The organism is Aeromonas sp. ANP5 (assembly GCF_963870295.1).
Lineage (GTDB): Bacteria > Pseudomonadota > Gammaproteobacteria > Enterobacterales > Aeromonadaceae > Aeromonas > Aeromonas veronii.
This window is the reverse complement of record NZ_CAWMRY010000020.1, coordinates 70,587-81,680: the sequence shown is the minus strand read 5'-3', so window position 1 is coordinate 81,680 and position 11,094 is coordinate 70,587. Positions and strand designations below refer to the sequence as shown.

The window sequence follows — 11,094 nt, the reverse complement described above, 5'->3', positions numbered from 1 at the left end:
ACCTGGGAATTCTGTCTCCACCGAGTGGAGAAAATGGTGGGTCGTGCTGGATTCGAACCAGCGACCAATTGATTAAAAGTCAACTGCTCTACCGACTGAGCTAACGACCCTCACCACGACCAGTTCCGACTGCATTACTGCTTCGGCTCTGACGGCGGCCTATAATACGGATTTAAATTTCCGGTGCAACAGAAAATTCGTAATTTAAATCCGTTTGCTCACTGTGCGTACAAATGCAGGCTGTTTTTACAGTAGCGTTACGAAAACAGTGACATACAGCAATGTTACAGCTTGGCCAGACTCTGTTTGGCCAACTGGGCCGGCGAGGTGTTGGGATAGCCCTTGATCACCTGCTCATAGAAGGATTTGGCTTCCGCCTTCTTGCCATCCAGCTGCGCCAGCATACCCAGCTTCAGCAGCGCATCGGCTCGCTTGGGGGATTTGCTGTATTTGTTGGCCACGGTCGAAAACTGGGCCGAGGCGCCGGCTCTGTCACCCTTGTTGAACAGCAACTGGCCGAGCCAGTAGTGTGCATTGGGAACATAGCCCGAATTGGGGTACTGCTTGATGAAGCCCTGGAAAGCCGGAATGGCTTTGTCGTAGTTCTTCTCTTTGAGCACCATGTTCACGGCAGCGTCGTAGGCCTGATTCTCATCCTGATTGGTTGAGTAATTGGCGGCAGCAGCCGGTGTGGCAGCAGCAGGGGCCGGGGTGGCTGGAGCAGCTTGCTGGCTGCTGGCAACCTTGTCGAGCTCCTGGTAGAGCTGACGCTGGCGCTCTTGCGACTGTTCCATCTGGTAGGTCTGCTGCTCCAGCTGACCACGCAGCTCGGAGACCTCCCCTTGCAGGGAGTCGACCTGTTGCTGCAATTCAGCTTGCAGTCGCAGACGGGCATTGAGGGTGCGCTCCAGCAGGGCAACCCGATCTTCCAGGCTACCGGTGGGCACGATGGCGCCGTTGTTGCCGCTAAGGACAACCCCACCACCCGAGTCACCGCCCAGATCGCTGACAGGAGCCGCAGCTTGCGCATTCAGAGCAACCAATACGGCCAGCGCAACGACAGCTTGCTTGTACACAGATTTCATTCGGATCAAACCTTAGCATTTAGTACAGATAAAACGGCCAGCGCCATCGTCGCTCGCATATGCAGATTTCATTCGGATCAAACCTTGGCGTTTAGTGCAAATAAAACGGCCATCGAAATGGCCGCTTGCATATAAACGAACTTCGTTCGGTTTAAACCTTAGTAAACCAGAACCGCGCGGCGGTTTTTGGCAAAGGCATCCTCGGTGTGGGACATGTCCAGCGGCTTCTCTTCGCCATAGCTGACGATAGAGAGCTGCTCGGCCTGCACACCCAGGGTTTGCAGATACTTGGCAACAGCCTTGGCACGACGCTCGCCCAGGGCGATGTTGTACTCCGGAGTACCGCGCTCATCAGCGTGACCTTCGATCAGGACTTTAACGCTCGGGCGCTCGCGCAGGTAGCTGGCGTGGGCATCCAGCAGATCAGCGTACTGACCCTGGATATCGTAACCGTCGAACGGGAAGTAGATCACGTTGTCACGCTGCAGTGCTTCGAACTTCTGACGCATCTGCTCTTCCGGGGACAACATGCCGTTGGCGCCGCCGGTTTGTACACCGCCCATGCCGTCGGTCATACCTGATTCAGCGCCAGCGGCGTCGGAATCAGAAGAAGAACTACAAGCGGCCAGGGTGAACAGTGGCAGTGCGATGGCCAAACCCTTGAGCAGTTTATTGAGTTGCATGCTATTTCCTTAAACCTTTATAACAAAACAAAAAACAATTGGATTTTTATCAATTCAAGAAGGGCGACCAAGCTGGTGCACGAATTTCACCGCTACTGGTCGGAAGCACAGCCTTGAAGCGACCATCAGTCGACACCAACGCAAGACTCTTACGACCCTGATAGATGGTGGCATAAATGATCATGCTGCCATTGGGAGCCACACTTGGCGACTCATCCAGAGCACTCTGGGTAAGGACCAACAGGGCATTGTTTTCCATGTCCTGACGGGCAATACGATACTGTCCCTGAACACGGGTCACCATCACCATGATTTTGCCATCAGGAGTGATGGATGCACCCTGGTTGGATTCACCTTCCCAAGTCATCCGGCGAGTCATACCAGTCGCCAAATTTACGCTATAAATCTGGGGTTTGCCACCACGTTCAGAGGTGAACAACAAATTTTGCCCATCCGGCATCCAGGAGGGTTCAGTGTCGATCACACGGCTGGTTGTGACGCGGGTCAGCTGCTTGCTAGCGACATCAACCACATAGAGGTTTGGTGAACCATCTTTGGAGAGAACGATAGCCAGACGACGACCATCCGGAGACCACTCCGGCGCCCCGTTGATACCGCGGAAACTGGTGATCAGGCTGCGCTGCTGGGTGTAGATATCCTGCACGTAGATTTCGGACTTCTGGTTCTCGAAGCTCACGTAAGCCAGCTTGCTGCCATCCGGCGACCAGGCCGGAGACATCAAGGGCTCGCGGGAGCGTAGCAGGGTCTTCTCGTTGTAACCGTCGTAGTCAGAAATGCGCAGCTGGTACGGGAACTGGGTACCCTGCTGGACGGAGACGTAAGCCAGACGGGTCAGGAAGGCACCGCGCTCGCCAGTCAGACGCTCATAGACGATGTCGGAGATACGGTGGGCAAACTGGCGCATCTGGGCACCCGGGATGGTCGCCATGCGGCTATCCAGGATGTAACCGTTGCTCTCGCCACCTTGTGCCTTGGCCAGCTGGCCTTTCAGCACATCGACCAGCTCGAAGTTGACCTTGTAGGTGCCGTCACCGACTGCCGAAATGGAACCCACCACCACGGCTTCAACCCCTTGGGAGGCCCAGGGAGCGAAGTTGATCTCGCTGCTGCTGCTCGGGGTCTGCGGCATCTGGCCACGGGCCAGCGGCTTGAACTTGCCGCTGCGCATCAGGTCGTTGGAGACCACTTCCGCGATGTCCTGCGGCAACTGCCCGTTACCTTCCCACTTGAAGGGGGCGACAGCGATGGGGCGTGCGCTATCAATACCGCCGGTGATGACGATGTCCAGGGCCGCCTGGGCACTCTGGCCCAGCAACAAACAGCCAACCAAAGCAAAAAATACTTTTCTGATCATGGCTTAAATACTCGGTTCCAATATAGATGAGAGGTTAAATTCCTTTCTCGGCGAGAGGTTGCCAACCGGAGGCAAGCAACCTCGTTTTATCACGCTTAGATACTCGGTTCTAACTTCAGGTTAAATTCCTTCAACATCTCGAATGCCGCAGGATCCTTGGGCACAGGCAGTTGATTGGCTTTCAGAACAGCCGCCTTACCGGAACGACAAACCGCCGGGTCACCCTGGCCGTTATCTACCGATATGACAAAGCCACTGCTCGCAAGACGTACGCCGATAGTACATGTTTTGCCCCGCATGGTGGGATCCAAAATCATATACCGCTCAACAGTGGCCTTGATGAGCGCCGCATATTTGTCGACTTCGCCCTGGGCTGCTGCCGATGCAGCCTGACTGCGAGCATTGGCCTCAGCCGACAGCTGCTGCTGCATCATCTCTTCCATCTCTTTTTGCAGCTTGGCCTGCTCGGCTGCTTTACGCTTGCGCTCAGCCGCGATCTTGGCCTGCTTTTCGGCCTCTGCCTTGGCTTTCTTCTCTGCGTCAGCTTTTGCCTTTTTCTCAGCCTCTTCCTTGGCCTTCTTCTCGGCCTCGGCTTTGGCTTTTTTCTCTGCTTCTGCCTTGGCTTTCTTCTCGGCTTCGGCTTTGGCCTTCTTGTCAGCTTCCGCTTTCTTGGCCTTGGCTTCTGCCGCCTTGGCTTTCTCTTCGGCCTCTTTCTTCTCTTGTTCCTTTTTCTTCTTCAACGCCAACGCCTTGCTCTCGGCTTCCGCCGCTTTACGCTCGGCTTCGGCCTTCTTGGCCTTCTGCTCTTCCAGCTTGCGGGCTTCCTCGGCTTTTTGGGCCTTCTCTTCCGCCTGCTTCTGCTCGGCCACCTTCTTCTGCTTCTCGGCCTCGGCCTTGCGAGTCGCCTCTTCGGCCTGCTTGCGCTTGGTCTCGGCGATGCGAAGCTGCTCCTGTTTCTGAGCCAGCTCGCGCTTGGCGAGATCCGTGTCTTCCTTATCCTTCTCTTTCTCTACCTTTTGAGGCTTGGGCTGAGATTTCTGCTGCTGGATCTGCTTGGCCTGTTCGTTGAGGAAGTTCTCATCGAGCATGACGGCATTGACGATCTGCCCCTTCGATTCGGGTCGTTTCGGTTTGCTGAAATCGAGCCCGACAAACAGGATGATGCCGATGATCAGGTGCAGCAGAAACGACGCGATGAGATAACCGGAAATACCACGCTTCACATCCATCTCCGTTAGTTCACCGGATCTGTCATCAGGCCAACCTGAGGCACACCCGCATTCTTGAGGGCCACCATCAACAGGATCACCTCTTCGTAGCGCACGGCCTTGTCACCCGCGACCACCACGGGGGCATTCTGGTTGATCGCCAGATAGCCCATGGCTTTTTCGGTGATGTATTGCTGCATCGCCTCTGGCGTGCCGCTTGGCACCGGCTCGTCATCGGCTTCGCCAGCCTTGATGACATACTCGCCTTCGGTATTGACGCTGACGATGAAGGGCGGCTTGGCATCTTCCGGCAACTGCTCGGACTCAGCCTGTGGCAGATCCACCTTGACCCCTTGCGTGATCACCGGCGTGACCGCCATAAAGATGATAAGCAGCACCAGCATGACGTCGATATAGGGAACCACGTTGATCTCGGCCACCTTTTTGCGCCGGATCCGCTGATAGGTTTGCATTACTGATCACCCTGCTGCTGTGCAATTTGACGGTTCAGAATGGTGGTGAACTCGTCCATGAAGTTGGCGTAGGCGTTCTCCAGCCGCTCGACCTTGTTGGAGAAGCGGTTGTAGAAGATAACCGCCGGGATAGCGGCAAACAGACCCATGGCGGTAGCGATCAGCGCTTCCGCGATACCCGGTGCCACCATCTGCAGGGTGGCCTGCTGCACCTGACCCAGGGCGATAAAGGCGTTCATGATCCCCCATACGGTACCAAACAGACCGATATAGGGGCTGATGGAGCCGATGGTCGCCAGCACCGGCAGGTTGGATTCCAGATCATCCACCGCGCGGGAGAGGGAGACGCGCATGGCGCGGTAGGTACCATCCATCACCGCATCCTGACCACGGGCACCGGCCTTGAGCAAGCGGGCATACTCCTTGAAGCCGGAGTAGAAGATATCTTCCATGCCTTCGATATCATCGCGGCGGGAAGAGGACTCCTGATAGAGGCGATTGAGATCGACCCCTGACCAGAAGCGATCTTCAAACTGTTCCGATGCGAGATTGGCCGCCTTGATCGCCTTTGAACGCTGGATAATCAGCGCCCACGAGACAATAGACATGCTCATCAGGGTCATCATGACCAGTTTTACCAACAGGCTGGCTTGCCAAAACAGGCCAATAAACGAAATTTCAGCGTGCACTTAACAGCACTCCCTTGATTTTTTCAGGTATAGCTACAGGTTTCATTTGCGGATGACTGACACAGGCTATCTGTACCATCGCCTGGGTGATCAGTCGTCCATCAGCCGCCAGGATCTGCTGCGAAAAGCGCAGGGATGCGCGTTTCACTTCAATCACTTGCGTTAATACATTCAATAGTTCATTAAAACGGGCCGCCGAGCGGAAATCGATCTCAGTTCGGCTCACCACGAAGGCATATCCCTCCTGCAGCCAGACGTCCTGTTCGACCCCTTTGGCACGAAGAAACTCGGTGCGAGCACGTTCCATAAACTTGAGATAATTGGCGTTGTAGACGATGCCCCCGGCGTCGGTGTCTTCGTAGTAGACACGCACCGGAAACTCAAAGACTTCCCCCATAACAATCTGTGATCCATTCGACAGTCAGATGGGGGGCTATCATAGCGCAGGGCTGAATAGGAAAGAAGCAGGGGGAGACAGGGAAATCCTGCCTCCCCCCGTTTTTTATGAAAGGAAATATGAATGTGTCAGCCAGAGGCCATACAACAAACTGGGCCAGGCGAGCCAGGGGTTGAACAGCACACGTCCGGGCAGGCTTTTAAGATGAAAGCCAAGCCCGTTAAGCACGCCACAACAGACGGCCCACATCAGCCAGGGAGCAAGCCAGAGACCATGCTCGCTGGTGTTGGCCGCGATCAGATTGGGGGCCTGTAAAATAGCGACGGCCAACAAGGCCGCCGCGAGTAACATCAACCCCTGCCACGGCTGCCGCTCCAGTGGAGCGGCCAGCCTGGCGAGTCGATCACTTGTTTTCATCGATCTGACGATCCATGTTCTCGGTGTGTTCCAGCCACAGCGCATTGATGATGCCAAATGCACAGGCCAGCAACAGTCCCAGGATCCAGGTGAAATACCACATTGTCAGCGCACCTCTTAATAGAGAGATTGTTGGTTATCTTCGATGTGCTTGTTGGTTACCCGGCCAAACATCTTGATGTAAGTCCAGATGGTGTAACCCAGCACAATCGGTACGAAGATCGCTGCGGCCACAGTCATCACCTGCAAGGTGTTGAAAGAAGCAGTAGCATCCCACATGGTCAGGCTCAGTGACGGCTCAAGGCTTGAGGGCATCACGAACGGGAACATGGAGAAACCGGCAGTGAGGATGACCCCGGCAATCGCCAGCGAGGAGCTGGTAAACGCCAGCCAGCCGATGTTCATGCGGGCAAACAGCGCAGTCAGCAGGCTCATGGCCAGGCCCAGTACAGGGGCAACCACCATCCACGGATAGAGGGTGTAGTTGTTCATCCAGGCACCAGCCTGCAGGACAACTTCCTTGTTCATCGGGTTGGATACTGCGTCAGTCGCGGCAGCCTTGACGATGACATACCCTTCCATACCGCTTACCCACCAACCCGCGGCAGCAAACAGCACCAGGGTCAGCAGTGAGCAGATCATGGCGGCAGTGCGGGAACGCGCCAGCACTTCACCGTCGGTCTTCATCATCAACCAGGTTGCGCCCTGGGTGAGCAGCATGAACAGACTCACCAGACCAGCCAGAATGCCGAACGGGTTAAGCAGACCAAAGAAGTTGCCGTGATAGGTCAACATCATGAACTGGTTAAACTCGAACGGAACGCCTTGCAGCAGGTTGCCAAAGGCCACACCAAAGACGATGGGCGGTACGGCGCTGCCGGCGAACAAGGCCCAGTCCCAGTTGCTGCGCCATTTGGCATCAGCACGCAGGGAGCGGTACTTGAAACCGACCGGACGCAGGAACAGCGCCATCAGCGTCAGGATCATGGCGATGTAGAAGCCGGAGAAGGTCGCGGCATACACCATCGGCCAGGCGGCGAACAAGGCACCACCGGCAGTGACCAGCCAAACCTGGTTACCTTCCCAGTGCGGCCCCATGGTGTTGAGCATCACGCGGCGCTCGACATCTTTCTTGCCGACGAACGGGAGCAGTGCGCCTACCCCCATGTCGAAGCCGTCAGTGATGGCAAAACCGATCAGCAGCACGCCGACCAGAGCCCACCAGATGACACGCAGAGTTTCGTAATCAAACATGGTCGCTCTCCTTATGCCTTGATCTGTTCAAAGTGATACTTGCCAGTCTTCAGGCTGCTGGGGCCAAGACGGGCATACTTGAACATCAGGTACATCTCGATAACCAGAAGTACGGTATAGAACAGGCAGATACCGATCAGAGAGAACCAGATCTCGGCTGCAGGCAAGTTGGATGCAGAGAGGGAAGTCGGCAACACCTCTGCAATAGTCCACGGTTGGCGACCATATTCAGCAACAAACCAGCCAGCTTCGATAGCGATCCACGGCAGCGGGATACCCCACAGCAGACCCTTGAGCAGCCACTTGCGCTTGCCGATCTGGTGGCGGGCACTGTCATAGAAGGCCATCCCAATCAGCACCAGCATCAGCATGCCGACGGCAACCATGATGCGGAAGGCGAAGAACAGCGGCAGTACCTGCGGGATGGAGTCATCCACGGCGGCCTTGATCTGCTCGTCGGTAGCATCGGTCACGTTGCTGGTGTAGCGCTTGAGCAGCAGACCGTAGCCCAGATCCTGCTTCACTTCGTCGAAGCGAGCGCGGGTCTCGTCAGACTTGTCACCGGATTGCAGCTTGGTTAGCAGGTCGTAAGCGGTCATACCGTTACGGACGCGCAGTTCGTGCTCGCTCTTCAGATCTTTAAGACCGGTGACCTGACCGTCCAGAGAACGGGTCGCGATAATGCCCAGCGCATAGGGGATCTTGATGGCGTAGTCGGTGCGCATCTCTTCCTGATTCGGAATACCGAACAGGGTAAAGGCAGCCGGAGCAGGTTCAGTCTCCCACTCAGCTTCGATAGCGGCCAGTTTCACCTTCTGCACTTCACCTGTCTCGTAACCGGATTCGTCACCGAGGATCAGTACGGACACGATAGAAGCCATACCGAATGCGGCGGCAATGGCGAAGGAGCGACGGGCGAACGCCACATCACGATTCTTCAGCAGGTAGTAGGAGGAGATACCCAGCACAAACATGGCGCCACAGGTATAGCCAGCCGCCACAGTGTGGACGAACTTGACCTGAGCAACCGGGTTGAGCACCACGTCAGCGAAACTCATCATCTCCATCCGCATGGATTCGAAGTTGAACTCGGCACCGACCGGGTTCTGCATCCAGCCGTTGGCGACCAGGATCCAGAGGGCGGAGAGGTTGGTACCCAGCGCCATCAACCAGGTGGCAGCCAGATGCTGATGCTTGCTCAGACGATCCCAACCAAAGAAGAACATACCGACGAAGGTGGACTCCAGGAAGAAGGCCATCAGCCCTTCGATAGCCAGCGGGGCCCCGAAGATATCGCCGACATAATGGGAGTAGTAAGCCCAGTTCGTCCCGAACTGGAACTCCATGGCCAGACCTGTGGTGACCCCCAAGGCAAAGTTGATACCAAACAACTTACCCCAGAATTTGGTCATGTCCCGGTAGATGGTGTTGTTGGTCATCACATAGACGGATTCCATGATCGCCAGGAGAAAGGCCATTCCCAGCGTCAGGGGTACAAACAAAAAGTGATAAAGGGCCGTCGCAGCGAACTGGAACCGCGATAGGTCTACCACATGCTCAGCAATCATGATGTTTCCTCACCGATTATTGGCACGGCTATTTTAAGTTTTAAGCACAAAGCTTCCGTTGGAGGTTATCGAATGAGCCTTATTGGGACGTGTCACAACAAAACGCGTTCAGTAACCACTGGCATTAACAACAAGGCAATACAAGAACACAAATAAAGCTAATGTTTAACAATTCCAAAACAATCAGCCTAAATTTATTCTCGCCCATGATGACCGGGTTTTTATATCACCTTTATTTGATTGAAATCAATGTAAAAGGACCCGCCATACATGGCTTTGAAAGGCATTTTTAATCTATTTCACGATTATTGACGCGAGCCAGATCACAAAACACGATAAAGCGTAAAACATTGATTTAAATCAATTTAAGAATTTAACATCCCGCCACTCGGTTTAATTTGAAAAGCGTGAATGACGCGCCTTTTTCCATGTTATCCGAGTCAGGCAATCTGATTCGAAAACTCAATTTAAAATTGCAAAGAATGCATACTCATGCGAACCAATTTCATCAATAAAGACATTAGATAAACTAATTTGAAGAGTGCAATTTTTCTTGTTTGCCGGGGTCGATTCGAACTCCTACAATGCGCCTCGCAGTGAGGGCATACCCTTGGATACAGGCCGGTTAATCCGGGTTCACGGTACGTATTCGACGATCAATTTGAACCTGTCTATTGGAATCGAAGATGAAAAAGTTTGTTGCTAAAACCATCCGTTACTACAAGCTTTCCTTTGTTCAGCTCTATCAACTGAACCGACTCTGAGAGCTCGCGACGGCTCACCTGTTTATTTTCCGGTCTGTGTCCAGACGCACTCACTGTCTGTGAACATCCATCCTGAATTGTCTTTGCCCACCGCATCCGCCGTGGGCTTTTTTTTGCCCGGATAATAAAAAACCGCCTTTGACGGCGGTTTCATGTTCAAACGACTGTTTTTACTTCTCATCTGGTCGCTGAAGACCGAAATGAGCGTAGGCTCGTGTGGTCGCAATCCGTCCTCTGGGTGTACGTTGCAGATACCCTTGCTGGATCAGATAAGGCTCCAGCACATCTTCGATAGTATCTTTCTCTTCCCCGATCGCGGCGGCCAGATTATCGAGACCCACCGGCCCCCCCATAAACTTGTCTATCACAGCCAACAATAACTTGCGGTCCATGAAGTCAAAACCTTCGTTATCGACATCCAGCATGTCCATGGCGCGGGCAGCAATGGGGCCGTCGATCCGGCCATCGGATTTCACCTGGGCAAAGTCGCGCACCCGCCTTAACAAACGGTTAGCAATCCGCGGCGTGCCGCGAGAGCGACGGGCGACCTCAATGGCACCATCTTCCGTCATGTCGAGCCCCAGACAACGGGCGCTGCGGGAGACGATATCGGTCAGATCCTTGACGTTGTAGAACTCCAGCCGCTGGACGATACCGAAGCGATCCCGCAGCGGGCTGGTCAGTGAACCTGCCCGGGTGGTGGCGCCAATCAGGGTGAAGGGAGGCAGATCCAGCTTGATGGAGCGAGCTGCGGGTCCCTCCCCGATCATGATGTCGAGCTGGTAATCCTCCATCGCCGGATAGAGCACCTCCTCCACCACCGGGCTGAGGCGATGGATCTCGTCGATGAACAACACATCGTTCGGTTCGAGGTTGGTGAGCAGCGCCGCCAGATCCCCCGCTTTCTCCAGCACCGGGCCGGAGGTGGTCTTGATATTGACCCCCATCTCGTTGGCGACGATGTTGGCGAGGGTAGTCTTGCCAAGACCCGGCGGGCCGAAGATCAACAGGTGATCGAGCGCTTCACCCCGCTGACGGGCCGCTTCGATAAAGATCTCCATCTGTTCGCAGACGGTATCCTGACCGGTGTAGTCAGCCAGCTTCTTGGGGCGGATAGCCCGGTCAATAATGTCATCCTCACGGGCGGCACTGGCCGAAATGAGGCGGTCTGCTTCAATCAT

General features: G+C 54.9%; 12 protein-coding genes and 1 tRNA gene. All 13 read right to left on the bottom strand.

Features of this window, described 5'->3' with window-relative positions; genetic code table 11:
• Window positions 1–34: 34 nt before the first annotated feature.
• Window positions 35–110: transfer RNA gene (locus AACT07_RS12800), tRNA-Lys, on the bottom strand.
• 174 nt (window positions 111–284) lie between these two features.
• The gene (gene ybgF / locus AACT07_RS12795) at window positions 285–1,085 is read right to left on the bottom strand and encodes a tol-pal system protein YbgF (protein WP_069528086.1); all 801 of its coding nucleotides are present in this window, start codon (window positions 1,083–1,085) and stop codon (window positions 285–287) included.
• 158 nt (window positions 1,086–1,243) lie between these two features.
• Window positions 1,244–1,768 (bottom strand): peptidoglycan-associated lipoprotein Pal, encoded by a 525-nt coding sequence (gene pal / locus AACT07_RS12790; RefSeq protein ID WP_005304908.1) that lies wholly within the window; start codon window positions 1,766–1,768, stop codon window positions 1,244–1,246.
• Between the two features lie 49 nt (window positions 1,769–1,817).
• Window positions 1,818–3,143: a Tol-Pal system beta propeller repeat protein TolB gene (gene tolB, locus AACT07_RS12785; RefSeq protein ID WP_005335728.1), complete on the bottom strand. Its 1,326-nt coding sequence runs from the start codon at window positions 3,141–3,143 to the stop codon at window positions 1,818–1,820.
• Window positions 3,144–3,238: 95 nt separating this feature from the next.
• Entirely contained in the window at window positions 3,239–4,372 is a 1,134-nt protein-coding gene (gene tolA / locus AACT07_RS12780; protein ID WP_013723471.1) for a cell envelope integrity protein TolA, read from the bottom strand.
• Between the two features lie 5 nt (window positions 4,373–4,377).
• Window positions 4,378–4,824 carry a protein TolR gene (tolR, locus tag AACT07_RS12775; protein WP_005335733.1) on the bottom strand — a complete coding sequence of 149 codons (447 nt, stop codon included), beginning with the start codon at window positions 4,822–4,824 and terminating at the stop codon, window positions 4,378–4,380.
• Window positions 4,824–5,513, bottom strand: coding sequence for a protein TolQ (gene tolQ / locus AACT07_RS12770; protein ID WP_005335735.1), 690 nt, complete (start codon window positions 5,511–5,513; stop codon window positions 4,824–4,826). The genes tolR and tolQ overlap by 1 nt, the downstream gene beginning before the upstream one ends.
• Window positions 5,503–5,910, bottom strand: a complete 408-nt coding sequence (gene ybgC / locus AACT07_RS12765) for a tol-pal system-associated acyl-CoA thioesterase (protein ID WP_005335737.1) — start codon at window positions 5,908–5,910, stop codon at window positions 5,503–5,505. The genes tolQ and ybgC overlap by 11 nt, the downstream gene beginning before the upstream one ends.
• A 105-nt stretch (window positions 5,911–6,015) precedes the next feature.
• Window positions 6,016–6,327, bottom strand: a complete 312-nt coding sequence (locus AACT07_RS12760) for a cyd operon YbgE family protein (protein WP_041202810.1) — start codon at window positions 6,325–6,327, stop codon at window positions 6,016–6,018.
• Window positions 6,314–6,430, bottom strand: coding sequence for a cytochrome bd-I oxidase subunit CydX (gene cydX, locus AACT07_RS12755; RefSeq protein WP_005304933.1), 117 nt, complete (start codon window positions 6,428–6,430; stop codon window positions 6,314–6,316). Before cydX ends, AACT07_RS12760 begins: the two co-directional genes overlap by 14 nt.
• Window positions 6,431–6,444: 14 nt before the next feature.
• Window positions 6,445–7,581: a cytochrome d ubiquinol oxidase subunit II gene (gene cydB / locus AACT07_RS12750; protein ID WP_069528085.1), complete on the bottom strand. Its 1,137-nt coding sequence runs from the start codon at window positions 7,579–7,581 to the stop codon at window positions 6,445–6,447.
• An 11-nt stretch (window positions 7,582–7,592) separates the two neighbouring features.
• The gene (locus AACT07_RS12745) at window positions 7,593–9,149 is read right to left on the bottom strand and encodes a cytochrome ubiquinol oxidase subunit I (protein WP_005335743.1); all 1,557 of its coding nucleotides are present in this window, start codon (window positions 9,147–9,149) and stop codon (window positions 7,593–7,595) included.
• A 934-nt stretch (window positions 9,150–10,083) separates the two neighbouring features.
• Window positions 10,084–11,094, bottom strand: a complete 1,011-nt coding sequence (ruvB, locus tag AACT07_RS12740; RefSeq protein WP_005335744.1) for a Holliday junction branch migration DNA helicase RuvB — start codon at window positions 11,092–11,094, stop codon at window positions 10,084–10,086.

Bases quoted from the DNA above. Each gene is read 5' to 3' on its own strand.
- ybgF (WP_069528086.1), bottom strand. From the start codon at position 1,085: ATGAAATCTGTGTACAAGCAAGCTGTCGTTGCGCTGGCCGTATTGGTT.
- pal (WP_005304908.1), bottom strand. From the start codon at position 1,768: ATGCAACTCAATAAACTGCTCAAGGGTTTGGCCATCGCACTGCCACTG.
- tolB (WP_005335728.1), bottom strand. From the start codon at position 3,143: ATGATCAGAAAAGTATTTTTTGCTTTGGTTGGCTGTTTGTTGCTGGGC.
- tolA (WP_013723471.1), bottom strand. From the start codon at position 4,372: ATGGATGTGAAGCGTGGTATTTCCGGTTATCTCATCGCGTCGTTTCTG.
- tolR (WP_005335733.1), bottom strand. From the start codon at position 4,824: ATGCAAACCTATCAGCGGATCCGGCGCAAAAAGGTGGCCGAGATCAAC.
- ybgC (WP_005335737.1), bottom strand. From the start codon at position 5,910: ATGGGGGAAGTCTTTGAGTTTCCGGTGCGTGTCTACTACGAAGACACC.
- AACT07_RS12760 (WP_041202810.1), bottom strand. From the start codon at position 6,327: ATGAAAACAAGTGATCGACTCGCCAGGCTGGCCGCTCCACTGGAGCGG.
- cydX (WP_005304933.1), bottom strand. From the start codon at position 6,430: ATGTGGTATTTCACCTGGATCCTGGGACTGTTGCTGGCCTGTGCATTT.
- cydB (WP_069528085.1), bottom strand. From the start codon at position 7,581: ATGTTTGATTACGAAACTCTGCGTGTCATCTGGTGGGCTCTGGTCGGC.
- AACT07_RS12745 (WP_005335743.1), bottom strand. From the start codon at position 9,149: ATGATTGCTGAGCATGTGGTAGACCTATCGCGGTTCCAGTTCGCTGCG.
- ruvB (WP_005335744.1), bottom strand. From the start codon at position 11,094: ATGATTGAAGCAGACCGCCTCATTTCGGCCAGTGCCGCCCGTGAGGAT.